The following is a 26,709-nucleotide window of genomic DNA, read 5'->3' as shown; positions in this document are numbered from 1 at the left end:
TAAGAAAAAAGCGGAAGACTCGTAGGAATCTTCCGCCCTCAACCAAGCGTAGGCGCTGTAGGTGAGGCCGTCGAATCGGCCAGGTGCAATTTAGCGTTTGTTGCCGCCCAGGGCGCCGGTCAGACCACCGAGTACGCCACCCAGACCACCACCGGTGGCGGTGCCGCCAGCGCCGGACGCGGTGCTGGTGACTGTGTTGAGTACGCCGCCGACAGTGCCGCCGACAGTGTTGACCGTATTGCCGACGGTGGCGCCGACGTTACTGACCAGTGAGGTGACCGGGTTTGTCGCGCCAGTACCTCCGCCCGCCGTGCCAGCGTTGACCAGGCCTCCGACAGCGCCGACGGTGGTGCCCACGCTGGCGACGGTGCCACCGACGGCGCTGAGTACCGGGTTGCTTGTGGCACCGGCGATGCCGCCACCCAGATTGCTGACTGCGCCGCCCACTTGTGCGGTGAGGCTGGAGACCGGGCTGCCAAGGCCGGTCGCTGCGCCGACATTTTGCGTCAGGCTGGTGACGGCTACCGTGACCGGAGCAATGCCTGTACTGACGGTGTTAGTGATGGTTGCCAGGGTTGCGGTCGGTGCGGTGATCGGTGTGCCCGAACCGCCCAGAGCCGTGTTGAGCGAGGCGACGGTGTTGCCGACCGAGACGACGGTGCCGCCCGGTGCTGCCAGTGCGCTGTTGCCAGTGCTCAAGCCGCTGCCAACATTGGCCACCGCGCCGCCGACGGTTTGCAGCAGGCCGGTGCCGCCCAGCGCGCCGCCGATGCCGCCAAGTCCGCCACCGATGCCGCCGGAATCGCCACCACCGGTGCCGCTTGATACCAGGCCACCGGCCTTGCCAACGGCGGTGCCGACATTGCTCAGCACGCCGCCGACGGTGTTAGTGACGGGGTTGCCATTACCGGTGGCAGTCACTTTGCTACCGAGGCCGTTCACGGTCGCGCCGAGTTGTTGGGTCAGCCCATTGAGTGGCGAGCCGAGACCCGTGGCGCCGCCGATTTTGGTGGTGGTGCTTTCAACCATCGCGATTACCGGCACCAGTTTCTGACTGACCTGGGTAGTGAGGCCACCGAGAGGCCCGGTGGTGGTCGCGATGCTTAGCGTGTCACCGATCATGGTGACTTTTTCGCCGACGCCATCCAGCAAAGGAGCGACTTTGGTGACGACACCGCCAACGACGGGAACACTGCTGGTTGCCGTGGCCAGTTTGCCGCTGACATCGGACACGCCATTACCGAGATCTGTCACTACACCGCCCACCGACGAAGCAGTCACCCCCACGCCATTCGGCGTACTGGCCAGTTTGCCGATGCCGTTGCCCAAGCCGTCACCCAAGGTGCTGACGACATTGCCGGTGGTGTTGGCAACGCTTTGCACAACGCCACCCACCACAGGAACAGTGCTCAGGGAATCGCCGACCTGGCCAACGCCGCTGCCGACGCCGCTGACGGTAGTGCCGACATCTTTCACCAATGTCGTGGTCACCAGAGTAGGGACGGTGGGATTGGTCGGGTTGGTTGGATCCGTCGGGTTGGTCGGGTTGGTTGGATTGGTCGGATCAGTGCCGCCACCGGTTCCGCCTGTGCCTCCAGTCCCACCGGTACCGCCCGTGCCACCGGTTCCCGCGGTGCCGCCATCGGTGCCTCCGGTACCACCCGTGCCGCCAGTTCCCGCGGTACCGCCACCGGTACCGCCCGTGCCGCCCGTGCCACCGGTTCCTGCGGTGCCGCCATCGGTTCCACCGGTACCGCCCGTACCACCGGTGCCCGCAGTGCCTCCATCGGTACCACCCGTTCCGCCCGTACCACCGGTTCCATCGGTACCGCCTGTGCCGCCAGTTCCCGCAGTATCTCCGCTACCACCGGCGCCACCCGCAGCGCTGTCGCTGGCCGGCGCAGAACTGCCGGAGCTGCTGTGATGGCCGCCACCGCCGCTGCTGCAACCGGCCAGACCGAGAGAGAGAACCACTGCCAAAGCGATTGCAGATTTTGACCAGACTTGAGTTTTCATGATCGAGATTCCTTGCACCTGTCACAACGTTCGTTGCCTTCGATGACTCGCCGATTCATGTCGCCGGCAATGTCCTCGTCCGTTGCTGCAATCTCAGTCCAGGCGCGGGTTCCCGCCATTCTCAAGTTGGTATTAACGCCTTTATATAGAGGGCCGTTTGCAGCGCCTAAGGACTAATACCGAGGTGATAAACGCGCAAAAAAAAAGCCTTGAAAATCAAGGCTTGGATTTTTTCATTGGAAGGGAGGGGAGGCGGGAAAACTTAAGTGATATATACACAATTAACAGGTCAAATTTCCCCGTTTCCGGGATCGACACAATCCTCTGTGCCACCTCACCACAAGGGTTCTGCGTTTATTACGCGATCGGTTGCCACAGGCCAACCATATGCTCCAGATCTTCCGCACCCACCAATCGCAACTCACCACTCGACCCCGCCGCACTCGCCAGCAACGTCACCTCGCTCGGCAGTCGCACCGGCTTGCGAAAGTGCACAGTGATTTCCAGATTGGCCTTGGGCAAATGATCGGCCAGTGCCGCCAATGTCCGTGCCTTGTTCCACAAACCATGAGCAATGGCCGTAGGAAAACCAAACAGCTTGGCACTCGCGGCGCTCAAGTGAATCGGGTTGTAGTCACCGGAAACCTTGGCGTACTGCCGGCCAATGTCCGCCGGCGCTTTCCACTGCGCCAATTCGCTTAACGCTTGCGCAGGCTCCCAATTCGGATCAACTGGTTCGCCGTCGAGCTTCACCCCGCGACAAAGCATCTGACTTTCCGCTTCCCACAACGGCCCTAGTTGATCGTCCAGCGTGGTCAGCACATCGAACGTTGCGCCTTTGGGATGCGGTTGCAAGTTGTGCACACGCATGCTGACCTGCGCGCGACTGATCCCGCCCATTGGCCGCAACACGCGAATGCGATTGCTCAAATGAATCAGCCCCAGCAGCGGAAACGGAAATTCTTTTGCCGTGAGCAATTGCATCTGCAACGCGAACGCGAGGATGTGTGGATAAGTCGGCGGCAACAGCCCGTCATCGGCAAAGCCGCAGACCTTGCGATAGTCCGCCAGGCGCTTGCCATCGACATCGACCCAACAGCGCAAACCGCTGTCGGGCAGGGTGGTGCCGGTGATTTTGCGTCGCGTCGCGGCCCGTGCGTAAAGCCCCGGCAGGCTCGGTTCGCGATCCAGCGTGTGCCATTCGATGCTCATGCCTTAAGCTCCCAAAACACTTTGCCCACAAACCCGCAACGCCTGACCGGTGAACGCGCCGGTACCCGGTTGCGCCAGCCACGCCACGGCTTCGGCGACGTCTTGCGGCAAGCCGCCCTGGCCCAGCGAACTCATGCGCCGCCCGGCTTCACGCAAACCGAACGGGATGTGCGCGGTCATCTGCGTTTCGATAAAACCGGGTGCGACCGCGTTGATACTGATGCCACGCTCCAGCAGCGTCGGCGCCCACGCTTGCGCCAGACCGATCAAACCGGCCTTGCTCGCGGCGTAGTTGGTTTGCCCACGGTTGCCGGCGATGCCGCTGATCGAGGCGAGCAGAATCACTCGCGCATCGTCGTGCAGCGTGCCGTTGTCGAGCAGCGCTTTGGTCAGCACTTGCGGCGCGTTGAGATTGACCGCGAGCACCGCGTCCCAGAATTCCGGGGTTATGTTGGCCAGGGTTTTATCGCGGGTGATGCCGGCGTTATGCACCAGAATGTCGAGGCCGTCAGGCAGTTGCTCACTCAGTTGCGCGGCGGCGTTTTCGGCGCAGATATCGAGGGTGATCGCGCGACCACCGAGGCGGGCGGCGAGGGCTTCGAGATCGGTTTTCGCTGGCGGCACGTCGAGCAGAATCACTTCCGCGCCATCGCGGGCGAGGGTTTCAGCGATCGATGCGCCGATACCGCGTGCCGCACCGGTGACCAGCGCTTTGCGACCGGCCAGCGGACGCGTCCAGTCAGTGACTTGTGTGGCGCACGCGGTCAGACGAATCACTTGTCCGGAGACAAACGCACTTTTCGGCGAGAGGAAAAACCGCAGCGGGCCTTCCAGTTGATCCTCGGCACCTTCGCCGACATAAATCAGTTGCAACGTGCCGCCGCTGCGCAGTTCTTTGGCCAGCGAACGCGAAAAACCTTCGAGCGCGCGTTGTGCACTGGAGGCGAATGGATCGCGGAGAGTTTCCGGGGCGCGCCCCAGAATCACCAGATGCGCGCTGCTCTCAAGATTCTTCATCAGCGGCTGAAAGAATTCGCGCAGTTGCTTGAGCTGGTCGGTGTGCTGCAATTCGCTGGCGTCGAACACCACGGCTTTTAGTTTCGGGCCATGGCCGGGAATCCATTCGGTGGCGGTCGCCGGTTGCTCGCCGTAGCGGTAAATGCTTTCGGTCAGACGGTTGGCAAATGTGCTGACGCGTTCGGCCAGCGGCCCGCCACCGATCAGCAGCGCACCTTCCACCGGCCGCAGGCGCCCAGCCTGCCAGCGCTCCAGTCGCACCGGCGACGGCAGGCCCAGCGCCCCGACCAGACGATGGCCGAAGGACGAGTTGGCGAAGTCGATATAGCGGTCAGACATGGAACGCTCTCCAAAAGTTGGGGTTCAAAGTGTGGACTACCGATGGCAATCAATCGTTCGATCCACGCAATTGGGCCTACGCTAGAACACTGAGGTTTAGCAGGTCTGGCAGATAAATGCGGTACTTGTGGGAGCGAGCCTGCTCGCGAAAGCGGTACATCAGTCACCAAACTGGCTGAATGTGCCGACGTTTTCGCGAGCAGGCTCGCTCCCACAGGAACAGCATCAAATTCGATAATGTGGAAAAGGAGTTATTCATGAGTCAGCTGCGCCGCGTCGCGATCATTGGCGGTAACCGTATCCCTTTCGCCCGTTCCAACGGGCCGTACGCCACGGCCAGCAATCAGGTGATGCTCACCGCCGCGCTCGAAGGCCTGATCGAACGCTACAACCTCCACGGCCAGCGCATCGGCGAAGTGGTGGCGGGCGCGGTGCTTAAATTGTCACGGGATATGAACCTGACCCGCGAATGCGTCCTCGGCTCGCGTTTGTCGCCAGCCACCCCGACCTACGATATCCAGCAAGCCTGCGGCACCGGTCTGGAAGCCGCATTGCTGGTCGCCAACAAAATCGCCCTCGGCCAGATCGATTGCGGTATTGCCGGTGGCGTCGACACCACGTCGGACGCGCCGATCAGCGTCAGCGAAGGCCTGCGCAAAATCATTCTGCAAGCCAACCGCGCGAAAACCACCGGCGACAAACTGAAAACCTTTCTGCAACTGCGGCCCCAACACCTGATCCCGGAATTCCCGCGCAACGGCGAACCGCGCACCGGCCTGTCGATGGGCCAACACTGCGAACTGATGGCGCAGACCTGGAATATTCCGCGTGAAGAGCAGGATCAACTGGCCCTCGAAAGTCACCAAAAACTGGCGGCGTCCTACAGCGAAGGCTGGCACAACGATCTGATGACACCGTTCCTTGGCCTGACCCGCGACAACAATCTGCGCCCGGATCTGACCCTGGAAAAACTCGCCACGCTGAAACCGGCGTTCGAGAAAAGCGCCAAAGGCACGCTGACGGCGGGCAACTCCACGCCACTCACCGATGGCGCCTCGGTGGTGCTGCTCGGCAGTGAAGAGTGGGCGAAGGAGCGCGGCTTGCCGATTCTTGCCTATCTGCGCGATGGTGAAGCGGCGGCGGTGGACTTCGTCAACGGTGCCGAGGGCCTGTTGATGGCGCCGGTGTATGCGGTGCCACGCTTGCTGGCGCGCAACGGGCTGAGCTTGCAGGATTTTGATTACTACGAAATTCACGAAGCGTTTGCGGCGCAGGTGTTGTGTACGCTCAAGGCTTGGGAGGATCCCGAATACTGCAAATCCCGGTTGGGGCTGGATGCGCCGTTGGGGTCGATTGATCGTAGCCGGCTGAATGTGAAGGGCAGTTCGCTGGCAGCGGGGCATCCGTTCGCCGCTACGGGGGGACGCATCGTCGCCAACCTGGCCAAACTGCTGGAGGCGGCGGGCAAGGGGAGAGGTCTGATTTCGATTTGTGCTGCTGGCGGGCAAGGTGTTACCGCGATCATCGAACGCTAGAAGAACCCCTCACCCTAGCCCTCTCCCAAAGGGAGAGGGGACTGATTGGGGGATGCTTGCGAGGTACGCCGACCTGATAGTGCTGCACCGAATCCAAAAATCGACGCGGTGTTTCAGGTCGATGTATAACGCCAGACAACTCGGTCGGCCCCCTCTCCCTCCGGGAGAGGGCTGGGGTGAGGGTAAAAAGGCGAAACCACAAATGTCAGATTCTGTCGCAAATCCCCTCACCGGCCGATACCAACAAGTACCACGCTGTCAGCTATTATTCGCAGCGGTCTACGCAGGTTGGCCCTGATTAATCCGGCACAGTGTGTGCATCGACAACGTTCACAGGTCGGCAACCCCTCCCCGTACTGCGAGGATTGCCGTATAACGAGTGACATTCGCGTGTTTGGTAATAAAGGACCCACAATAAAAGCTGATGAAGACTCCAAAACGCATTGAACCGCTGATCGAAGACGGTCTGGTTGACGAGGTGCTGCGACCACTCATGAGTGGTAAAGAAGCAGCTGTTTATGTGGTGCGCTGCGGCAACGAGTTACGTTGCGCCAAGGTCTACAAGGAGGCAAACAAACGTAGTTTCCGCCAGGCAGCCGAGTATCAGGAAGGCCGCAAGGTGCGTAACAGCCGTCAGGCGCGCGCGATGGCCAAGGGCTCGAAATTCGGTCGCAAAGAGACCGAAGACGCTTGGCAGAACGCCGAAGTGGCGGCGCTGTTCCGTCTGGCTGGCGCCGGTGTGCGCGTGCCCAAGCCGTTCGACTTCCTCGAAGGCGTGCTGCTGATGGAACTGGTGGCCGATGAATACGGCGATGCGGCGCCGCGTCTTAATGACGTGGTACTGGAAGCCGATCAGGCCCGTGAATATCACGCGTTCCTGATTTCGCAGATCGTGCTGATGTTGTGTACCGGTCTGGTGCACGGTGACCTCTCGGAGTTCAACGTGCTGCTGACACCGACCGGCCCGGTGATCATCGACCTGCCACAAGCGGTCGATGCTGCCGGCAACAACCACGCGTTCAGCATGCTTGAACGTGACGTTGGCAACATGGCTTCGTACTTCGGTCGCTTTGCGCCGGAGTTGAAGAAGACCAAGTACGCGAAAGAAATGTGGGCGCTGTACGAAGCCGGCACCTTGCACCCGAACAGTGTGCTGACCGGTGAGTTCGACGAGCCGGAAGAGCTGGCGGATGTCGGCGGGGTTATCCGCGAGATCGAAGCGGCGCGGCTTGATGAAGAGCGCAAGCAAGCGATCCGTGCGGCGGATGACGAGCCTAAAGGCAAATCAGAAGAACCACCGCCACCCCCGTGGATGCAGTGATCGTTTGAACAGAAACCCGGCTTCGGCCGGGTTTTTTGTCTTCAGCACACCACCAATCCTTGTAGGAGCTGCCGAAGGCTGCGATCTTTTGATCTTGGCGATCGATCAGAACAGGATCAAAAGATCGCAGCCTTCGGCAGCTCCTACAAGGATCGTATGTGAGTACCCAACGCAACACCCAACTGATCATCACCGCCCGGCTCATCTCCGATTTCGGCGCATTCCTCAACATGGTCGCGCTGGCCACCTACGTCTACCTGCTCAGCAACAGCTCCATGAGCGTCGGCATCTTCCTCGCCAGTCGCGTCGGCGGCGGGATTTTTGCCAGCCTCATCGGCACTGCGGTTTACCGGCGCTGGAGCGGTCGCGCGCCGCTGATTGCCTTCGACCTGTTGCGCGCCAGCGTGCTCGGTTTGCTATTGATCGTGCCGGTCAGCCAGCAGGTCTGGTTATTGCCGCTCATTGCCTTCGGCCTCGGCCTGGGCAATTCGATGTTCGCCATCGGCCTCAACAGTCAGCTGCCGCGTCTAATCCCCGCCGATCAACTGCTCAAAGCCAACGCCTGGATCACTTCGGCGTCTTCCGCAGCCATGGTCGGCGGCAGTCTCGTATCGGGTTTGCTGGTAGCTGCATTCGGATTTGAAACGGTATTCGCTTTGAATGCCGTGACCTATCTGCTCGCGGCGCTGTTGATCGTGCCGTTGCGCTTCGACGCTCCCACGATCAACGAGGAACCCGAACGCGGTGAATGGTCAGCGCTTAAGTACGGTTTGCGCAGTGCGCCGGTGATTGCCGCGATGCTCGCGGTGACGATGGCCGACACCTTGGGCAGCGCCGCGCACAACGTCGGTTTTCCGATCATCTCGAAACTGCTCACGCCCGATTCGGCGAGTACCACGTTGGGCCTGATGCTCGCTGTGTGGGCCAGCGGCAAACTGCTCGGCGCGCGCATCGCCAGTCGCCTCAAAGGCTCGGACAATATCCATCTGGAGCGGCGGTTTTTCTTCGGTGTGGCGCTGATGTCTTGCGGCTTCATTCTGATGTTCCAGCAGCACAGCCTCTACGGATTGCTGCTGTTTTCATTGCCGGCGGGGCTGGGCGATGGCTTTTCCGAAGTCGGCCTGATGTCCCGTCTGCAACGCGAGCCCGAGCACTTGCGCCTGCCAATCTTCAGCGTGCTGACGTTGCTGCAAATGACCGGTTTCGGCATCGGCATGCTCATCGCTGCGCCGTTCTACGCGTGGTGGACGCCGGGTGCCGTGGTCATGTTGTTCCACGGTATTCCGCTTTGCACATTGCTCACGGTGAAACTGTTGGCGCTCAAACGCGCGCGGGTTGTGCGCAGCAGCCCGACGCCAGCTCCTTGAGGATCGGGCAGTCGGGGCGATGGTCGCCGTTGCAGTGCTCGACCAGATCCTGCAGGGTGTCGCGCAGTTCGCCGAGTTCGCGGATCTTCTGATTCAGCTCGTCGATGTGCTGACGCGCCAACGCCTTCACATCGGCGCTGGCGCGTTGGCGATCCTGCCAGAGGGTCAGCAGTTTGCCGACCTCTTCCAGTGAAAAGCCTAAGTCCCGCGAGCGCTTGATAAACGCCAACGTGTGCAGGTCATCGTCACCGTAAACCCGGTAACCGCTGTCGGTGCGATGCGCCGCTTTGAGCAGGCCGATCGATTCGTAATAGCGGATCATTTTCGCGCTCAGGCCACTGTGTTTGGCCGCTTGACCGATGTTCATCGGTGCTCCTCCAGATCCTTGGGTTTCCAGGTTTTCAACAGTAGCGCATTGCTCACCACGCTGACGCTCGACAGCGCCATCGCCGCCCCGGCCAATACCGGATTGAGGAAGCCGAACGCCGCCAGCGGAATGCCGATCAGGTTGTAGACAAAGGCCCAGAACAGGTTCTGACGAATTTTCGCGTAGGTCTTGCGGCTGATTTCCAGCGCCGCCGGCACCAACCGTGGATCGCCGCGCATCAGAGTGATACCCGCCGCGTGCATGGCGACGTCGGTGCCGCCGCCCATGGCGATGCCGATGTCCGCAGCGGCGAGGGCCGGGGCGTCGTTGATGCCGTCGCCGACCATCGCGACCACGCCGGTTTTTTTCAATTCGGCGACGGTGGCGGCTTTGTCGGCGGGCAGCACTTCGGCGTGAACGCTGCTGATGCCCAGCGCTTCGGCGACCACGCGAGCGCTGCCACGGTTGTCGCCGGTCAACAAATGGCTGTGGATATCTCGTGCGGCGAGTTGCTGCACGGCTTCCAGCGCGCCGGGTTTCAATGTGTCACCGAAGGCGAACAAACCGAGCACTTTCGGCTCGGGACTTTGCTCGATCAACCACGACAACGTGCGACCTTCAGCTTCCCAGGCTTGGGCGGATTCGCTCAGGTTGCCGGTGCTCAAACCACTTTCGTCGAGCATGCGCCGATTGCCCAACGCCAGACGTCGGCCATCGAGATTACCGGCGATGCCGCGACCGGTCAGCGACTGGCTGTCGCTGACATCAGGCACCTGCAGATTGCGTTCAGCAGCGGCGTCGAGCACCGCTTTGGCTAACGGGTGTTCACTGCCGCGTTGCAGGGCGCCGGCCAGTGTCAGCAGCCTGTTTTCATCACCATCGACCGCGCTGAAATGGGCAATGCGCGGTGTGCCGGAGGTCAGCGTGCCGGTCTTGTCGAACACCACAGTGCTGACTTCATGGGCGCGTTCCAGCGCTTCGGCGTCCTTGATCAGAATGCCGTGGCGTGCGGCGACGCCGGTGCCGGCCATGATCGCGGTCGGCGTGGCGAGGCCCAGTGCACAGGGGCAAGCGATAACCAGAACAGCGACCGCATTGATCAGCGCGGTTTCCAGCGGCGCGCCGTACAGCCACCAGCCCATCAACGTGGCCAGGGCAATCAGCAACACGGTCGGCACGAAAATCTGGCTGACCTTATCCACCAGTTTCTGGATCGGTGCTTTCGCTGCCTGGGCGTCCTCGACCAAGCGAATGATCCGCGCCAATACAGTCTCGGCGCCGAGCGCCTGAGTGCGCACCAACAAGCGACCTTCACCGTTGATTGCGCCGCCGGTGACTTTGTCGCCCGGTTGTTTCGGCACGGGCAGGCTCTCGCCGCTGATCAGCGCTTCGTCGGCGTGGCTCTGGCCCTCAATGACTTCGCCATCGACGGGAAAGCGTTCGCCGGGTTTGACCAGCACCAGATCATTGAGGCGCAGGGCGCTGATGGCGACATCTTGTTCGCGGCCGTCGATCACTTGAATCGCCCGTTCCGGCCGCAAGGCTTCGAGGGCGCGGATGGCGCTGGCGGTCTGGCGTTTGGCGCGGCTCTCGAGGTATTTGCCGAGCAGCACCAAGGCAATCACCACCGCCGACGCTTCGAAATACAGATGCGGCATGCGCCCGGCAGCGGTGGCCCATTCATAAAGGCTCAAGCCATAACCGGCGCTGGTGCCGAGGGCAACGAGCAAGTCCATGTTGCCGGCACCGGCCCGTACGGCTTTCCACGCCGCCACGTAAAACCGTGCACCGAAGATAAATTGCACCGGCGTGGCGAGGACGAATTGCACCCAGGCCGGGAGCATCCAGTGAATGCCGAACGGTTGCAGCAGCATCGGCGCCACCAACGGCAAGGCGAGGGCGATCGCGCAGATCAGCGCCCAGCGTTCGTGCTTGAGCTTCTGCTGTTGGTTATCGGTTTGCGGGTGTTCGGCTTGCCAGACGCTGGCCGAGTAGCCGGCCTTGCTCACCGCGTCTAGCAGGGTTTGTGAGTCGACGTGGCCGAGCAATTCGAGGTGGGCGCGTTCGTTGGCCAGGTTGACGCTGACGCTTTTCACCCCGGGGACTTTGTTCAGGGCGCGCTCGACGCGGCCGACGCAGGAAGCGCAGGTCATGCCTTCGATATTCAGTTCGAGAGTTTGCTGCGGGACGCTGTAACCGGCGCGCTCGACCGCTTCCATCAAAGCCGCAAGGCTGTCGCCCGGCGCCTGCACACGGGCCTGCTCGGTGGCGAGGTTGACGCTGACGGCACTGGCGCCGCTGACTTTGCTCAAAGCCCGCTCGACACGCCCGGCGCAACTGGCGCAGGTCATGCCGGCAATCGGCAGATCGAAAGTGATGGAATCGGACATCGGTCGTACTCCCTGTAGTAGATGCCTACAAGGATCAACCTTGCCATGCGGGCAAGGTCAAGCGCCAATCTTCCTACCGTGATCGTTCCCACGCTCCGCGTGGGAATGCCTCCTGTGACGCTCTGCGTCACGCATCGGGACGCGGAGCGTCCATGGCTGCATTCCCACGCGGAGCGTGGGAACGATCACGCGCATAAATCAGTATTCGAGATCGGCGCGTTTCAGGTAGACGCCTTCGGAATTCATCGCCAAGCGATACTTCAGCACATCCCCGGCACGCAGTTTGATCTCCTGCGAACCCGGCGCAAGCATGCCCGGATTGCAACCGGCGACTTGCCCCGGCAGCAACTTCAAGCGCAGCGACACGGTGCCCGGCGGCAGGTTGAAGGAAATACTTTGCTCCTGCAGCAGCCGCGCCGAGAGCTGATCCTGGATATACACGCCAATCTCGCAGGAGGTCGACACTTCCAGACGCTCGCGGGAGATGATCAGCACCGCGTAATCCTCCCCGGCGGCTTGCACTTGAGGGACGGCGGCAAAGAGGCTGAGCAAGCCAAACAGGCTGAAAGCTGACCAGCGCATGGCTGAATCTCCTGAATTTAAGTCATTGATGCACGCAGTTTGGCCGAGCGCGGCGCCGATTGCCAGCCCGGCAGGTGATTGCAGAACTTGACCTTGCCATCGTGGCAAGCTCGACACTGCCGGCAACCTCACTCAAAGGAGTCATTCCATGCAAGTGTTCAACGTTCAAGGCATGTCCTGCGGCCACTGCGTCAAAGCCATCACTAACGCCGTGCAGGCCAAAGACCCGGCGGCCAGCGTGCGCGTCGATCTGGCGGCGAAAGAAGTGGGCGTTGAAAGTGCGCTGAGTGCCGAGCAGGTGATCGAGGTCATCAGCGAAGAGGGCTACGCCGTCAAACTCGCCTAGAAACAAAAAGATCGCAGCCTTCGGCAGCTCCTACAGAAGACGCATTCATGTAGGAGCTGCCGAAGGCTGCGATCTTTTGCTGTTTTTATAGTTAGCGAGCTATCGGAATGTTCAAGGCGTCCAGCCGCAGCTAGACTGTCGGGCTGCCGACTTGCCTGACTGGATGCCTGATGAACTTCCGTACCATTTTGATTCTCGGTGCCTTGACCGCCTTCGGGCCCTTGGCGATCGACTTTTATTTACCTGCGTTTCCCGCGATGGCGCTGGCGTTCGCCACCGACGAGAAGCACGTGCAGATGACCCTGGCCGCCTATTTCGCCGGTTTGTCCCTCGGCCAGTTGGCCTACGGCCCGGTGGCGGATCGCTTTGGTCGGCGCATTCCGCTGCTCGTCGGCCTGACCCTGTTCACCCTCGCTTCATTGGCCTGCGCCTATGCGCCGAACCTCGAATGGCTGATCGGCGCGCGCTTCGTGCAGGCGTTGGGCGGCTGTGCGGGCATGGTGATTTCCCGCGCCGTGGTCAGCGACAAATGCGACGCCGTCGGCTCGGCGAAGGTGTTTTCGCAGCTGATGCTGGTGATGGGGCTGGCACCGATTCTGGCGCCGATGCTCGGCGGTTTGCTGGTCAACACCACCGGCTGGCAGTCGATCTTCCTGGTGCTGACCGGTTTCAGCGCCCTGGCCGGCCTCGCGGTCGCGCTCGGTCTGCCGGAAAGTATGCCAGCGAGCATGCCGCGCCAACCGTTGTCCGGTGCCTTTCGCCAGTACGCACGCCTGCTGAGTGATCGCGTTTACCTCGGCCACGCGCTGACCGGCGGCATCGCCATCGCCGGGATGTTCGCCTACATCGCCGGCTCACCGTTTATCTTCATCAAACTGTATGGCGTGCCCGCCGAGCATTTCGGCTGGCTGTTCGGCACCAACGCGGCGGGCTTCATTCTGGTGGCGCAGGTCAACGCGCGGCTGTTGGCCAAGCGTGGCCCGGCATTCCTGCTGGCGCGTGCAGTCTGGGTTTATCTGGCAGCGGGCCTGACGTTATTGGCGGTCAGCGCCTTGCACACCGAATCGTTGTGGCCGCTGCTGATTCCATTGTTTATCTGCGTGTCGAGCCTTGGCTGCATCAGCCCCAACGCCGCCGCTTGCGCGATGAACGGGCAGGGCGGGCGCGCCGGCAGTGCGTCGGCGTTGCTCGGTTGCATGCAATTCAGCGTCGCCGCCGGGGCTTCGGCTCTGGTCGGTGTGTTGCACGACGGCACCGCCGTGCCGATGGCGATTGTCATCAGCGTTTGCGGTTTGTTGGTGGTGTGCGTCGCGATGCTGACCCGGCGTCTGCAAAACGCCCGGGCGCTGGCGCAGGCTCAAGCCGAGGTCTGAAACACTCAGCCGGCGGCGCGCTGCTGGCTGCGGTCGGGAATCTGATGGGGCGCGAATATTCGCGCTTCGAGGGTGCGAGTGAAGGCCAGGGCTTCGGCTTCACTGCGGAATGTCACGGCGTGCTGGTCGAGACGAACCTGCCATTGAGACTTTGCCACTTCTTTTATCAGGATCTTCATTGCTGACCTCCTTTGCGTAAAAGATGTACCGCAGAGGCTTCGATTGTAGTCCTGAATACCATCGCAATTGTGACAAGGGTCAGCCATCTGACTGACGGCAAAGATCGCAGCCAGCGGCCGCTCCTACACGGCCGCGCCCACTCCACCGTGGCTCTACACCCCTGTAGGAGCTGCCGAAGGCTGCGATCTTTTGTCTTTAGAAACTTTCTAAAACAATTTTCCCCTTGGCTTTGCCACTCTCCAGCAACTCATGCGCCCGACGCAGATTGGCCGCATTAATCACACCAAAATGCTCGCCCACCGTGGTCTTCAACGTCCCCGCATCAATCAGCTCAGCCACACGATTGAGCAGGTTGTGCTGCTCGATCATGTCCGGCGTCTCGAACAGCGAGCGGGTGTACATGAACTCCCAGTGCAGCGACAGGCTCTTGCGCTTGAGCTTGGTGATATCGAGCGACTTCGGATCGTCGATCAACGCCAGTTTGCCCTGCGGCGCCAACGCCTCGACCAGTTGATCCAGATGCTGATCGGTCTGGGTCAGGCTGGCGACGTGAGTGACGTTGTCGATCCCGGCGCGTTTCAGTTCTTCGCTCAACGGCTTGCTGTGATCGATCACCAGATCGGCGCCCAGTTCTTTCACCCAATCGCTGGTCTGCTGGCGAGAAGCAGTGCCGATCACTTTCAGACCGGTGAGTTGCTTGGCCAACTGAGTGAGAATCGAACCGACACCGCCGGCCGCGCCGACGATCAGCAGGCTTTGGCCTTCATCGGTTTTGCCTTCGCGGATTTGCAGACGTTCGAAGAGCAATTCCCACGCGGTGATCGCGGTCAGCGGCAACGCAGCGGCTTCGGCGAAACCGAGGGATTTCGGCATATGGCCGACGATGCGCTCATCTACTGTGTGCAGTTCACTGTTGCCACCAGCGCGGGCAATGGAACCTGCGTAGAAAACCTTGTCGCCAGCCTTGAACAGCGTCACGTCGCTGCCGACAGCCTTGACCACACCGGCGACGTCCCAGCCCAGCACTTTCGCCGCGCCGTGTTCCGGCGCCACGTTTTGCCGCACTTTGGTGTCGACCGGATTGACCGAGATGGCTTTGACTTCAACCAGCAGGTCGCGCGGGCCGGCGACCGGTTCTGGCCGTTCGATGTCTTGCAGGGACTTGGCGTCGCTGATCGGCAGGGACGCGTAATAGGCGATGGCTTTCATGAGTGGCTCCGTACAGGTAATAGAAGAAGGAATCAGGCAATCGCGCCGAGGCGCTTGAGTTCGAAGTGTTCGATGGTCTGCGAGGCAGTGGCCTGAAAATTCTGGAAATGCGCGCTGGCGTTGTGCGTCTGGAGGATTTCCTCGCTGGCCCAATGTTCGATCACATAAAAAACCTGTGGGTCGGCGAGGTCGCGGTGCAAGTCGTACTGGCTGCAACCGTCCTCGGCGCGGCTCGGTTCAACCAAGGCCCGCAGGGCTTGTTCGAGGGCGTCCTGCTGGCCGGGTTTGGCGATCAGGGTAGCGATGGCGGTGAATGGCTGGGACATGCGCGGCTCCAGAGAAGCGGGATGAATTCGATGAGCGGATGATTAGCTATTTCTCTGCGGGATAAAACCGGCTAAAACAGCAGTCTCTTTCAATATTTTTTTGATAATCGGAGCTGGGAATGCTGCGTTTCGATGACTTGCAGTTGTTTGTCCGGGCGGCGGATCTGGGCAGCCTGTCGGCGGCAGCGCGGGTGATGGACATGTCCGCCGCCGTGGCGAGCGCGGCGTTGAAGCGCATCGAACAGCAACTCGGCGCGCGTCTGCTGGCGCGTTCGACCCGCAGTTTGCGCCTGACCGCCGAGGGCGAGGGTTTTCTCGAATACGCGCGGGCGGCGTTGAGCAATCTCGATGAAGGGCGGCGCTTGCTGGCCAGCGGGCAGGATCAGGTCAGCGGGATCTTGCAGTTATCGGCACCCTCGGATTTCGGTCGCAATTTGTTGCTGCCGTGGCTGGATGAGTTTCAGCGCGAGCACCCGAAACTGACCGTGCGCTTGCTGCTCGGTGATCGCATCGCCGACCTGTTCCGTCAACCCGTGGACATCGCCTTGCGCTATGGCGAACCGGAAGATTCCAGTCTGGTCGCCATGCCGATCGCCCCGCACAACCGGCGCGTACTCTGCGCCTCCCCGGCGTACCTGGCCCGACACGGCGAACCGCGTCAGCTTGAACAACTGGCGCAACACAATTGCCTGCTGTACATGCTCGGCAGCCGGGTTCACGACCACTGGAGTTTTCACGACGGCAAGCGCGAAGTCGGGCTGACGGTCAGTGGCGACCGTTTCAGTGACGACGCCGATGTCGTGCGCCTGTGGGCAGTGGCAGGCGCAGGCATCGCCTACAAATCCTGGCTCGACGTCGGCGCCGATGTCCTCGCCGGACGCCTCAAAGTGCTGCTTCCGGAGCTGTTATGTGAGCGCGCTCCGCTGAATTTGTTGTGCGCCCATCGCGCTCAATTGAGTAAGCCAGTGAACCTTCTGAGGGAAATGCTCGCCAGCCGATGCGCTGAATTGAGTAGTCAATTTCCCGCTTTCTCGAAAGTTGATCATTAGTCGCAGGTAAATAGAGAAATTTCTCTCAGCAACAATCACCACCCGTGCAGGCCGCGGCGCGGGACGCAGCCTGTAACCCGCTTATACTAGCGGCCGCCTCATGCCGTACCGACACCCCGATCCACAGACCTTCACCGCCCGTCGCCGGGAACGGGTGACGGGCGCGCAACGGCGACTGATTCAGTGCCCAGGCAGATTGCGTCAGTGGCCAGCATGGCCCCGGTACATGGCGTATTTCGCGTCTTGGCCGACGACTCATTAGTGGTCAAGATGTCTGCGAGCAGTAGACGATACGATTCAACAGGGAGTGAATATATGGAACATGCACCTTGCATCAGCCAGATCGCCACGTTGCTGGCTGACCCCAAGCGCAGTGCGATGATGTGGGCCTTGATGGATGGCTCGGCGCGGCAAACCGAAGAGCTGGCGTTGCTGGCGGGGTTATCGCCGTCCTCGGCCAGCGCTCATCTGGCGCGACTCTCCACTGGCGGCCTGTTGAAAGTCGAAGTGCGTGGGCGCAAGCGCTTTTTCCGTCTGTCGGCGCCCGAGGTCGGCGCGGCAATCGAAGCCCTGGCCAGCGCCACCATCGCCAGCGCACCCCGCGACATTCCCGCCGTGTTCAAACGCGCAACGCCGATTGCCAAACCGCAGACGGCGCCGTCGTCACTGCTGCGCGCACGTTTCTGCGACGACCACCTCGGCGGCACGCTCGCTGCCGATTTGTATCAACGTTTGCTCGATGCCGGCTGGATCGAGCAGATCGAACAGCGCGTGGTGGTCACGCACAAAGGTTCGACACAACTGGCCAAGCGCGGGGTGTTCATTCAGGCGCTGGCCCATCGCAACGTGCAAGTCGCCTGCGCCTGCCCGGACTGGAGCGAAAGACGTCCGCACATGGGCGGCACCCTCGGCGCGGCGCTGTTGCAGTTGTTCATGCAATCCGGCTGGCTGACATTGCCCCACGACTCCCGCGCCTTGCAATTGACCGCCACCGGCCAGCGCGAAATCCATCGCTTCGCCAGGGAGACCGAGCTGGAAATGGCGTTGTAGAGCAGTCGCCGCGTCGCCCACGGCTGCGAACAGGTCGCATCCAGCACGAACGCCTGAACGCGATCGCGCACACTCGATCCGGGGACTTTTCGGATGGGGGGAGGCGGCATGGACACTCGACACTTCAGTGCGGCAGAGCGGCTGGAACGCCTGCCGATCAGCGGTTATCACCGGATCATTTTCATCATCATTGCCTTGGCGTTTTTCTTCGATTCGATGGATCTGGCGATGATGACGTTTTTGCTCGGCTCGATTAAGGCCGAGTTCGGACTGAGCAGTGCGCAGGCCGGGTTGCTCGCCAGTTCGAGCTTTTTCGGCATGGTGCTGGGCGCGTCGTTGTCGGGCATGCTCGCCGACCGTTTCGGGCGCAAACCGGTGTTCCAGTGGAGCATCGTCTTGTGGGGCGTGGCCAGTTATCTGTGCTCGACGGCGCAAACGGTTGAGGCGCTGACGTTGTTCCGCATCCTGTTGGGGATCGGCATGGGTATGGAGTTTCCCATTGCTCAGTCGATGCTGTCGGAGCTGATTCCGGCACAGCGGCGAGGGCGTTATATCGCCTTGATGGACGGTTTCTGGCCACTGGGTTTTGTTGCGGCGGGCGTGCTTTCGTACTTTCTGCTGCCGCTGATTGGCTGGCGCGACATCTTTTTGGTGTTGGCGATACCGGCGGTGTTTGTGTTGGCCATTCGTTTTTTCATTCCTGAATCACCGCGCTGGCTGGAGCAGGCTGGGCATGATGAAGCGGCGGACAAGGTGTTGAACGGCATCGAAGCGCGGGTGCGATCCTCCCTCGGCGGTGCGGCGCTGCCGGAACCGGTTCGTTTGCCGCGCACCGTGACGCCGCCGGGTAACTTCTTTTCGGCGCTCAAGCAAATCTGGTCACCGCAGTATCGCCAGCGCACGACGATGATCTGGAGTCTGTGGTTTTTCGCACTGCTCGGCTTTTACGGGTTGACGTCGTGGCTGAGTGCGCTGCTGCAACAGTCGGGTTTTGCCGTGACGCAGTCGGTGTATTACACGGTGCTGATTTCGTTGGGCGGGATTCCCGGGTTTCTGATGGCGGCGTGGCTGGTCGAGCGCTGGGGGCGTAAACCGGTGTGCATCGTTACGCTGCTCGGCGGCGGGGTGATGGCGTTTCTGTATGGGCAGAGCGCGGTGTTCGGCGGCAACGTGGCGCTGCTGATCGGCACCGGGTTGTTGATGCAGTTCTTTCTGTTTGGTATGTGGGCGGTGCTTTACACCTACACGCCGGAGTTGTATCCAACGTCGGCGCGCGCGACGGGCTCGGGCTTTGCCTCGGCGATTGGCCGTGTGGGATCGTTGCTCGGGCCATTGGTGACCGGGCTGGTGTTTCCGATTACCGGGCAGGGCGGGGTATTCGCGCTGGGTGCGGCGTGCTTCGCGATAGCGGCGGGGGTGGTGTGGTTGTTCGGGATGGAGACGCGGGGCAAGACCCTCGAAGAGCTGACCGAGGTGGCCTGAAAAGATCGCAGCCTGCGGCAGCTCCTACAGGGTTATGTGTACACCTGTAGGAGCTGCCGCAGGCTGCGATCTTTTGCTTTTAGGGTTTTACCAGGCGCGCATCCAGGCTGTTTTGCGCCAGGCGCTTGGCCTGATCCTGGGTCATGCCCAAATGCTCATGCAGCGCGTAGAAGTTCTCGGTCACATAACCACCGAAATACGCCGGGTCATCGGAGTTCACCGTGACCTTCACGCCACGCTCAAGCATGTCGAGAATGTTGTGCTGCGACATGTGATCAAACACGCAAAGCTTGGTGTTCGACAACGGGCACACGGTCAGCGGGATCTGCTCGTCGATGATCCGCTGCATCAGTCGCTCGTCTTCGATGGCGCGTACGCCATGGTCGATGCGCTGGATTTTCAGCAGATCGATGGCTTCCCAGATGTACTCCGGCGGGCCTTCTTCGCCAGCGTGGGCAACGGTCAGGAAGCCTTCGTGACGGGCACGATCGAACACGCGCTGGAACTTGCTCGGCGGGTGGCCCATCTCGGAACTGTCGAGGCCGACAGCGACAAACGCGTCACGGAACGGCAGCGCCTGGTCGAGGGTTTTCTCGGCTTCTTCTTCGCTCAAGTGGCGCAGGAAGCTGAGGATCAGACCGCTGGTGATGCCCAGTTGCTGCTCGCCATCCTTCAATGCGGCGGCGATGCCGTTGAGCACCACCTCGAATGGAATGCCCCGGTCGGTGTGAGTCTGCGGGTCGAAGAACGGTTCGGTGTGAATCACGTTCTGCGCCTTGCAGCGCAACAGGTACGCCCAGGTCAGGTCGTAGAAATCCTGCGAAGTACGCAGTACATCAGCGCCCTGGTAATACAGGTCGAGGAATTCCTGCAGGTTGTTGAAGGCGTAAGCCTTGCGCAGGGTTTCCACGTCGTTCCACGGCAGGGCGATCTTGTTGCGCTCGGCCAGGGCGAACAGCAGCTCGGGCTCCAGCGAGCCTTCCAGGTGCAGGTGCAGTTCGGCCTTGGGCAAGGCGTTGAGCCAGTCGTACATATTCTTTTCTCATCAGGTGCAATGACGGCATTCTACAGATGCTCGCCGAAACAATTGGCAAAACCTGACCAAGCGATCCATCAAACGGCTTCCTGCTCGCGGCGATAAGCGTAGGTATCGGCGAAGCGCGACAGCAGGAATTCGGCGCAAGTGGTCGTCGGATATTTCGCCGGATGCTGTGCGTCCTGACATCCGGGCAGGCATTCGATGCGCGTGTCCGGGTGCGGCTCGGCAAAGAACGGCATCGAATAGCGATCTACCCCGAGCGGGCTGATCACCCGGTGCGGGGTCGAGCGATAACGGTCGTTGCTCCAGCGCGCCATCATGTCGCCGAGATTGACCACGAAAGTGCCGTCAATCGGTGGTGCGTCAATCCATTCGCCTTTGACGTTTTTCACTTGCAGGCCACCGGCGCTGTCCTGATAGAGCAGGGTGATGCAGCCGTAATCAGTGTGCGCGCCGGCGCCTTGCTGTTCGGCGGAGCTGGCGGTGTGGCGGGGTGGGTAATGGATCATGCGCAGGACGCTGACGGGTTCATTGAAGCGGCTGTCGAAGAAGTCGCGTTCGATGTCGAGGGCGAGGGTCATAGCGCGCAGCAGGGTTTGCGCGAGGGCTTGCATGTCGAGGTAGTGCTGCTCCATCAATTCAGCCCATCCGGGTTGAGTTGGATGGCGGTTGGGGCCGCGCAGCGGTTTTTCGGCGAGCACTTCGGGATGGTTGGCCGGCAAGTGCAGGCCCATGTCGAAGGTTTCTTTGAGGTCGCTGGGTTTGCTCGGGTCGAGTTGTTCGGTGGCGATGGCGCCGTAACCGCGATGGTGGCGGGTCTGGGTGATGTCGATCTTGAGTTTTTCTGCGGCGGGCAGGGCGAAGAAACGCTGAGTCTGATCAAGCACCGTGTCGATGCGCTGCGCTGAAATCGGATGGCCCTTGATGTAGAAAAAGCCCCATTCGCGGCAGGCCAGGTCGATCTGCTCGGCCACCGCAGGCCAGGCGTTTTCGTCGTCGGAATAGAGCGGGCTGATGTCGATGATCGGAAGCTGATCCATACACAATCCTTGAATACGCTGAAGATCCAACTGTGGGAGCGAGCCTGCTCGCGAAGAGGGAGTGTCAGACAACATTTTTGTTTGATGACACACCGCTTTCGCGAGCAGGCTCGCTCCCACAGGGTTATGTGTGACTAGTAAAAATTTACTTCGGCATCTCGGCCTTCATGCCTTCTACGTAGTAGTTCATCGACGCCAGTTCCGCATTCGTCGCACTCACGCCCGCTGGGATTTTCTCGACCCCGGCCTGATCCTTGATCGGCCCGGTGAACGGCTGGAACGCACCGCTTTTGATGTCAGCAATAATCTGCTCGGCCTCGGCTTTCACCGGCGCTGGCACCAGATCGCTGATCGGCAGTTCAATCGTGCCTTCCTTCAGCCCGCCCCAGTAATCCTGGGATTTCCAGGTGTGATCGATCACGCTTTGCGTCGCCTGAATATAGTGCGGCGCCCAGTCGTTGACGATCGAGGTCAGCACCGCTTTCGGGCCGAAGTGCGCCATGTCCGAGGCGTAACCCACCGCATACACGCCACGACGTTCGGCGGCTTGAATCGGCGCCGGGCTGTCGGTGTGCTGGAACACCACATCGACGCCCTGATCGATCAGCGCGTTGGCCGCGTCGGCCTCTTTGCCCGGATCGAACCACGAGTTGACCCACACCACTTTGATCTCGGTGCCCGGGTTGTATTTGTTCAGCGCCAGTTGAATCGAGTTGATGTCGCGGATCACCTCGGGGATCGGGAACGAGGCGACGTAACCGATTTTTTTGGTCTTGGTCATCTTCGCCGCGAGGAAGCCACCGACGTAGCGACCTTCGTAGGTGCGCGCCAGATAGGTGCCGAGGTTCTTGTCCTGTTTGTAGCCGGTGGCGTGTTCGAAGGTCACCTTGGGAAATTGTTTGGCGACTTTCAGCGTCGGGTTCATGTAGCCGAACGAGGTGGTGAAGATCAGATCGTATTTGTCCTTGGCCATGTTGCGGATGACCCGCTCGGCGTCGGCGCCTTCTGCGACGTTCTCGACGTAGTTGGTGGTGATCTGATTGCCGAACTTCTCGGCGAGTGCCTTGCGCCCCTGCTCATGCTGATACGTCCAGCCGTGGTCACCGATCGGGCCGATGTAAACGAAACCGACCTTGAGCGGATCGGCAGCGCTGGCGCTCAGGCTGATCCCCAGACCGAGGGCGGCGCACAGCAGTTTGTGCAGCGGACGTATTTGCATGAATTCGAACTCCATTTTGTTGTGTGTGATCAGGGGCAATGCAAATTGCTGACCAACAGGACAACAAACAAAAAAGATCGCAGCCTTCGGCAGCTCCTACATGGGAATGCGCAACCTGTAGGAGCTGCCGAAGGCTGCGATCTTTTCAGCGCCAGAACCAACGCAGTGCAAGTCCGCGAGTTCACGCCATCGCTTGGTGCGCTAATGTGTAACGAAACGTTAGCGCCGCTCCGCAGTCAGTAGCTCATTCGCACTCTTCGGTAAAAGGCCCGTCCATGCTCACCATCCTCAAGCAAGAAAGTTTTCTGCTACTGGCCGTCATCGCCGCGTGCGTCGCCTATCCGTTGGAACACTGGATGTTGCACAGCGGCCAGATCGTCGCGCTGACTGCCGGTCTGGTGCTGATCGCCTTCATCGTCGCCGCCTCGATGCGCGTCGCCCATCACGCCGAATTGCTCGCCGAAAAGATAGGCGACCCTTACGGCACGATGATCCTCACGCTCGCCGCCGTGCTGGTCGAAGTGGTAATTCTGGCGATCATGATGAGCAACGAAGCCTCGGCGACGTTGGTGCGCGATACGATCTATTCCGCCGTGATGCTCGACATCAACGGCATCCTTGGCCTCGCCGCGCTGATGGGCGGGATCAAACACGGCGAACAGTCCTACAACGACGATTCGGCGCGTAGCTACAGCGTGATGATCCTCACCGCCATGGGCGTGTCGATGGTCGTGCCGGAGTTTATTCCCGAGGCCAACTGGAAGATTTATTCGGCGTTCACCATCGGTGCGATGGTGGTGCTTTACGCGCTGTTTCTGCGCATGCAGGTCGGCCCGCACAGTTACTTTTTCAGCTACAGCTATCCGGATAAACGCCGCAAGAAAGAACCGCAGGACGCGCAGGCGAAAGCACCGAGCATCGGCCTGTCGATCGGCATTCTGGTGTTTGGCATTGTGGTGATCGGCGCACTGGCCGAAGTGATGTCGAAGACCCTCGATCTGGGCCTGGAAGGCACGGGCGCACCGCCGGTGATCACGGCGATTCTGGTGGCGGCCATTTCTGCGGCACCGGAGATTTTGACCGCGTTGCGCGCGGCATTGGCCAACCGCATGCAGTCGGTGGTGAACATTGCGATGGGCGCGTCACTGTCGACGGTGATTCTGACGGTGCCGGTGATGGAGGCGATGGCGCTGTATACCGGCCAGCCGTTTCAGATGGCGATGACGCCAGTGCAGACGGTGATGATTTTCCTGACGTTGATCGTTAGTGCGATCAACCTCAATGACGGCGAAACCAATGCCATTGAAGGCATGACGCACTTCGTGCTGTTTGCGACGTTCATCATGCTTTCCCTGCTCGGCCTTTAACCCTGGCCGAATCCCCTGTGGGAGCGAGCCTGCTCGCGAAAGCGGTGTGTCATTCAACAACCATGTTGTCTGACACTCCCTCTTCGCGAGCAGGCTCGCTCCCACAGTTTTGAACGGCGGTGTATCAGGTGCCGGCGATCAGTTGGCGGGCCGCCTGGCTGTGATCGGCGATCAGGCCTTTGAGGTCAAGGCCTTCAACCTGCCCATCGACCACGCGCCACTTGCCACCAATCATCACCCGATCCGCACGATCCGCGCCGCATAACAGCAGCGCCGAAATCGGATCATGGCTGCCGGAGAAACGCAGCTCATCGAGCTTGAACAACGCCAGATCCGCCTGCTTGCCCACAGCAATCTCACCAATGTCGGTTCGGCCCAGCAAGCTCGCCGAACCCTTGGTTGCCCAACCCAGCACGCGTTCCGGGGTGATCTTCTCGGCGCCGTAACGCAGACGCTGGATGTACAGCGCCTGACGCGCTTCGAGAATCATGTTCGAGGCATCGTTAGACGCCGAACCATCGACGCCCAGACCAAACAGCGCACCGGCGTCAGTCAGATCAATACTCGGGCAGATGCCGGAAGCCAGACGCATGTTCGAACTCGGGCAATGGCAAATGCCGGTGCCAGCCTGACCGAGGCGAGCGATTTCGTCCGGATTGAAATGGATGCCGTGGGCCAGCCAGGTGCGCGGGCCGAGCCAGCCGACGCTGTCGAGATAATCGACGGTGCGCAGGCCGAAACGCTGCAGGCAGAAATCTTCTTCATCGAGGGTTTCGGCCAAGTGTGTGTGCAGGCGCACGTCGAGCTTGTTCGCCAGATCAGCACTGGCCGACATGATTTCCGGGGTCACCGAGAACGGCGAGCACGGCGCGAGCGCGATCTGGATCTGCGCGCCATCGCCACGCTCGTGGTACTCGTGAATCAGGCGCTGACTGTCGTCGAGAATCACCTGACCTTCCTGCACGGTCTGTTGTGGTGGCAGGCCGCCGTCCTTCTCGCCGAGGCTCATCGAGCCGCGAGTGAGCATGGCGCGCATGCCCAATTCACGCACGGTTTCGACTTGCACGTCGATGGCGTTTTCCAGGCCGTCCGGGAACAGATAGTGGTGGTCGGCAGCGGTGGTGCAACCGGACAGCAGCAACTCGGCCAACGCGACTTTGGTGGCGAGCGCGAGTTTCTCAGGTGTCAGACGCGCCCACACCGGGTACAGGGTTTTCAGCCACGGGAACAACGGCTGATTGACCACTGGGGCCCAGGCGCGGGTGAGGGTTTGATAGAAATGGTGATGGGTGTTGATCAGGCCCGGCAGGATCACATGCTCGCGGGCATCGAACACTTCATTGCACGGCGCCGACGGCTGTTGGCCGGCAGCCAGCACTTCGACGATGACACCGTCTTGCACGACAAGACCGCCACGGGCATCGAGCTCGTTGGAGGTGAAAATAGCGAGGGGATTTTTTAACCAGGTACGGGTCGCGGGCATGTTGCCGGCTCCTCTGAAAATTGGGTTCAGGGTTGCCAGCTCAGTGATGCCCTGTCTGCTGATCCAGGGTCGCCGCGGGGACGAGGTGCGCAGTTTCAAACAAAACGCCGCATCGGGCAAGCCCAACCCGACCATTCACCACACACCCAAAATACACAAACCAATGGCGATGATCCGACAACGCGCATTCCAAACAAAATGCGCAAACCTGTAGGAGCTGCCGAAGGCTGCGATCTTTTGATCTTGTTTTTTACAATCAAAAGATCGCAGCCTTCGGCAGCTCCTACAGGGGATCATCAATTACCAGGGAATGGTTTCGCCCTTGTAGTTGATGAAGTGATGCCCGCCCTTGCCGGTGTACGCATTCACCTGATCAACCAACCCACGGGTGCTGGTTTCCACATCCAGATCCGCGCCTTCGCCACCCATGTCCGTCTTCACCCAACCCGGATGCAGCGACAACACGGTCATCTTCTGCTCGCCCAATTGCGTGATAAAACTGTTAGTCATCGAATTCAGCGCAGCCTTGCTGGCCTTGTACAGCGCCAGCTCCGGCGCGTCCGGCACGGTCACGCTGCCCAGCCCGGAACTCATGAACGCCAGCACACCGCTGCCTTCGCGGATCTGCCCGACAAAACGCTGCGCCAGATTGATCGGCGCCACCGCATTGGTGAAAAACAACTGACCGACTTCGGCCAATGTCGCGCCGCCCGGGGTCTGATCGGCCGGGCCTTTGACCCCGGCGTTGACGAACAGCAGATCAAACGTTTCGCCCTTGAGCTGTTGGCTCAGGGCGATCACCGCTTGCTGATCGTCCATGTCGAGCTTCTCGATCCGCACCTTGCCTAATGCTTGAAGCGCATCGGCATTGGCAGGATTGCGCACGGTGGCGGTGACCTGCCAGCCGTCGGCCAGCAGGGTTTTCACCAGACCGAGGCCAAGGCCCCGGGAGGCGCCGATGATCAGTGCGTTTTTTGCAGACATGAGGGGCTTCCTTGATGAATGAGGATCATGGATTCAATGGACAGGCCTGACCGAGCCGAAGTTGCAGCTCTTGCCGCAGTACGTCGAGTTCGCTCATGCGGGTTTCGATCAGTTGCAGTTTGTCGCGCAGAAGTTGCGCCACGGCGTTGTCCGGATCGGGCGCGTTCCACAACGCCGCGACACTGTCACCGATCTCGCCGAGGGTAAATCCCAGACGCTGCGCCGTTTTGATATAGAGCACCAGTTGCACCATCTCCGGTGGATAGTCGCGGTAACCATTGGCACTGCGCTGCGCCGCAATCAGCCCGCGTTGCTCATAGAAACGCAGGGTGTCACGGCTGACGGCGCTGGCCAGGGCTAATTCACCGATGCGCATGGCGACTCTCAAAAGGGCTATTGACCTTGGAGCATACTCC

Annotated in this window: 24 protein-coding genes; 9 read left to right on the top strand and 15 right to left on the bottom strand. The window is 60.8% G+C overall.

From position 1 onward, the window contains the following. Positions 1 to 90: 90 nt before the first annotated feature. From ACP3TY_RS22085 to ACP3TY_RS22075, 3 genes are all read right to left on the bottom strand, one after another. Positions 91 to 2,016 (bottom strand): collagen-like triple helix repeat-containing protein, encoded by a 1,926-nt coding sequence (locus tag ACP3TY_RS22085; protein WP_426618491.1) that lies wholly within the window; start codon positions 2,014 to 2,016, stop codon positions 91 to 93. Between the two features lie 357 nt (positions 2,017 to 2,373). After that, a complete protein-coding gene (locus tag ACP3TY_RS22080; protein WP_426618490.1) occupies positions 2,374 to 3,228 on the bottom strand; it encodes a MaoC family dehydratase in 855 nt (284 codons plus the stop codon). Positions 3,229 to 3,231: 3 nt separating this feature from the next. Then, positions 3,232 to 4,584 carry a 3-oxoacyl-ACP reductase gene (locus ACP3TY_RS22075; protein ID WP_426618489.1) on the bottom strand — a complete coding sequence of 451 codons (1,353 nt, stop codon included), beginning with the start codon at positions 4,582 to 4,584 and terminating at the stop codon, positions 3,232 to 3,234. A 257-nt stretch (positions 4,585 to 4,841) separates the two neighbouring features. Between ACP3TY_RS22075 and ACP3TY_RS22070 the strand changes: the two genes are divergently transcribed. From ACP3TY_RS22070 to ACP3TY_RS22060, 3 genes are all read left to right on the top strand, one after another. After that, complete coding sequence (locus ACP3TY_RS22070) at positions 4,842 to 6,119, top strand: acetyl-CoA C-acetyltransferase (RefSeq protein WP_426618488.1); 1,278 nt, start codon at positions 4,842 to 4,844, stop codon at positions 6,117 to 6,119. Positions 6,120 to 6,543: 424 nt separating this feature from the next. After that, a complete protein-coding gene (locus ACP3TY_RS22065; protein ID WP_053116938.1) occupies positions 6,544 to 7,440 on the top strand; it encodes a PA4780 family RIO1-like protein kinase in 897 nt (298 codons plus the stop codon). Between the two features lie 158 nt (positions 7,441 to 7,598). Then, positions 7,599 to 8,807: an MFS transporter gene (locus ACP3TY_RS22060; RefSeq protein WP_426618487.1), complete on the top strand. Its 1,209-nt coding sequence runs from the start codon at positions 7,599 to 7,601 to the stop codon at positions 8,805 to 8,807. Here the strand turns inward: ACP3TY_RS22060 and cueR are convergent. The 3 genes from cueR to ACP3TY_RS22045 all read right to left on the bottom strand — a co-directional run bounded on the left by cueR (position 8,761) and on the right by ACP3TY_RS22045 (position 12,146). Beyond that, positions 8,761 to 9,174, bottom strand: a complete 414-nt coding sequence (cueR, locus tag ACP3TY_RS22055; protein ID WP_064387762.1) for a Cu(I)-responsive transcriptional regulator — start codon at positions 9,172 to 9,174, stop codon at positions 8,761 to 8,763. The two genes, ACP3TY_RS22060 and cueR, sit on opposite strands and share 47 nt — an antisense overlap. After that, positions 9,171 to 11,564 (bottom strand): copper resistance metal-translocating P1-type ATPase CueA, encoded by a 2,394-nt coding sequence (gene cueA / locus ACP3TY_RS22050; protein WP_426618486.1) that lies wholly within the window; start codon positions 11,562 to 11,564, stop codon positions 9,171 to 9,173. The genes cueR and cueA overlap by 4 nt, the downstream gene beginning before the upstream one ends. Before the next feature lie 198 nt (positions 11,565 to 11,762). Continuing rightward, positions 11,763 to 12,146: a hypothetical protein gene (locus tag ACP3TY_RS22045; protein ID WP_053116942.1), complete on the bottom strand. Its 384-nt coding sequence runs from the start codon at positions 12,144 to 12,146 to the stop codon at positions 11,763 to 11,765. A gap of 148 nt (positions 12,147 to 12,294) precedes the next feature. Between ACP3TY_RS22045 and ACP3TY_RS22040 the strand changes: the two genes are divergently transcribed. Then, complete coding sequence (locus ACP3TY_RS22040) at positions 12,295 to 12,492, top strand: cation transporter (protein ID WP_025111719.1); 198 nt, start codon at positions 12,295 to 12,297, stop codon at positions 12,490 to 12,492. Between the two features lie 170 nt (positions 12,493 to 12,662). Next, positions 12,663 to 13,865 (top strand): multidrug effflux MFS transporter, encoded by a 1,203-nt coding sequence (locus ACP3TY_RS22035; RefSeq protein ID WP_053116943.1) that lies wholly within the window; start codon positions 12,663 to 12,665, stop codon positions 13,863 to 13,865. Positions 13,866 to 13,870: 5 nt separating this feature from the next. Here ACP3TY_RS22035 and ACP3TY_RS22030 read toward each other — a convergent pair whose 3' ends face one another. The 3 genes from ACP3TY_RS22030 to ACP3TY_RS22020 form a co-directional block, all read right to left on the bottom strand. Next, the gene (locus ACP3TY_RS22030; RefSeq protein ID WP_172680068.1) at positions 13,871 to 14,044 is read right to left on the bottom strand and encodes a hypothetical protein; all 174 of its coding nucleotides are present in this window, start codon (positions 14,042 to 14,044) and stop codon (positions 13,871 to 13,873) included. A gap of 196 nt (positions 14,045 to 14,240) precedes the next feature. Beyond that, the gene (locus tag ACP3TY_RS22025) at positions 14,241 to 15,254 is read right to left on the bottom strand and encodes a zinc-binding alcohol dehydrogenase family protein (RefSeq protein ID WP_426618485.1); all 1,014 of its coding nucleotides are present in this window, start codon (positions 15,252 to 15,254) and stop codon (positions 14,241 to 14,243) included. 32 nt (positions 15,255 to 15,286) lie between these two features. Continuing rightward, positions 15,287 to 15,580, bottom strand: a complete 294-nt coding sequence (locus tag ACP3TY_RS22020; RefSeq protein ID WP_426618484.1) for a putative quinol monooxygenase — start codon at positions 15,578 to 15,580, stop codon at positions 15,287 to 15,289. Positions 15,581 to 15,699: 119 nt separating this feature from the next. Here ACP3TY_RS22020 and ACP3TY_RS22015 point away from each other — a divergent pair, with 119 nt between their 5' ends. From ACP3TY_RS22015 to ACP3TY_RS22005, 3 genes are all read left to right on the top strand, one after another. Continuing rightward, a complete protein-coding gene (locus ACP3TY_RS22015) occupies positions 15,700 to 16,629 on the top strand; it encodes a LysR family transcriptional regulator (RefSeq protein WP_053116946.1) in 930 nt (309 codons plus the stop codon). A 315-nt stretch (positions 16,630 to 16,944) separates the two neighbouring features. Further along, positions 16,945 to 17,679 (top strand): ArsR/SmtB family transcription factor, encoded by a 735-nt coding sequence (locus ACP3TY_RS22010; protein ID WP_053116947.1) that lies wholly within the window; start codon positions 16,945 to 16,947, stop codon positions 17,677 to 17,679. 108 nt (positions 17,680 to 17,787) lie between these two features. Further along, positions 17,788 to 19,161, top strand: coding sequence for an MFS transporter (locus ACP3TY_RS22005; protein WP_426618483.1), 1,374 nt, complete (start codon positions 17,788 to 17,790; stop codon positions 19,159 to 19,161). 79 nt (positions 19,162 to 19,240) lie between these two features. Here ACP3TY_RS22005 and ACP3TY_RS22000 read toward each other — a convergent pair whose 3' ends face one another. From ACP3TY_RS22000 to ACP3TY_RS21990, 3 genes are all read right to left on the bottom strand, one after another. Continuing rightward, on the bottom strand, positions 19,241 to 20,194 hold the full coding sequence (locus tag ACP3TY_RS22000) for an adenosine deaminase (protein ID WP_008082147.1): 954 nt from the start codon (positions 20,192 to 20,194) through the stop codon (positions 19,241 to 19,243). A gap of 80 nt (positions 20,195 to 20,274) precedes the next feature. Next, the gene (locus tag ACP3TY_RS21995) at positions 20,275 to 21,240 is read right to left on the bottom strand and encodes a 2-oxoglutarate and iron-dependent oxygenase domain-containing protein (RefSeq protein WP_426618482.1); all 966 of its coding nucleotides are present in this window, start codon (positions 21,238 to 21,240) and stop codon (positions 20,275 to 20,277) included. A gap of 145 nt (positions 21,241 to 21,385) precedes the next feature. Continuing rightward, positions 21,386 to 22,459 (bottom strand): BMP family ABC transporter substrate-binding protein, encoded by a 1,074-nt coding sequence (locus ACP3TY_RS21990; protein ID WP_053116955.1) that lies wholly within the window; start codon positions 22,457 to 22,459, stop codon positions 21,386 to 21,388. Positions 22,460 to 22,734: 275 nt separating this feature from the next. On the opposite strand from ACP3TY_RS21990, the gene ACP3TY_RS21985 reads away from it, so the two are divergent. Continuing rightward, the gene (locus tag ACP3TY_RS21985) at positions 22,735 to 23,826 is read left to right on the top strand and encodes a calcium:proton antiporter (RefSeq protein WP_426618481.1); all 1,092 of its coding nucleotides are present in this window, start codon (positions 22,735 to 22,737) and stop codon (positions 23,824 to 23,826) included. A gap of 124 nt (positions 23,827 to 23,950) precedes the next feature. On the opposite strand, the gene ACP3TY_RS21980 is transcribed toward ACP3TY_RS21985, so the two are convergent. The 3 genes from ACP3TY_RS21980 to ACP3TY_RS21970 all read right to left on the bottom strand — a co-directional run bounded on the left by ACP3TY_RS21980 (position 23,951) and on the right by ACP3TY_RS21970 (position 26,669). Next, on the bottom strand, positions 23,951 to 25,309 hold the full coding sequence (locus ACP3TY_RS21980) for an 8-oxoguanine deaminase (protein ID WP_400752555.1): 1,359 nt from the start codon (positions 25,307 to 25,309) through the stop codon (positions 23,951 to 23,953). Positions 25,310 to 25,609: 300 nt separating this feature from the next. Beyond that, positions 25,610 to 26,293 carry an SDR family oxidoreductase gene (locus ACP3TY_RS21975; protein ID WP_426618480.1) on the bottom strand — a complete coding sequence of 228 codons (684 nt, stop codon included), beginning with the start codon at positions 26,291 to 26,293 and terminating at the stop codon, positions 25,610 to 25,612. Between the two features lie 25 nt (positions 26,294 to 26,318). Then, positions 26,319 to 26,669, bottom strand: coding sequence for a MerR family transcriptional regulator (locus ACP3TY_RS21970; RefSeq protein ID WP_008088665.1), 351 nt, complete (start codon positions 26,667 to 26,669; stop codon positions 26,319 to 26,321). Between the last annotated feature and the right edge of the window lie 40 nt (positions 26,670 to 26,709).

This window comes from Pseudomonas rustica, assembly GCF_049959085.1.
Lineage (GTDB): Bacteria > Pseudomonadota > Gammaproteobacteria > Pseudomonadales > Pseudomonadaceae > Aquipseudomonas > Aquipseudomonas rustica.
Note: the sequence above shows the minus strand (reverse complement) of the source record. Positions and strands in the feature narration are given on the sequence as shown.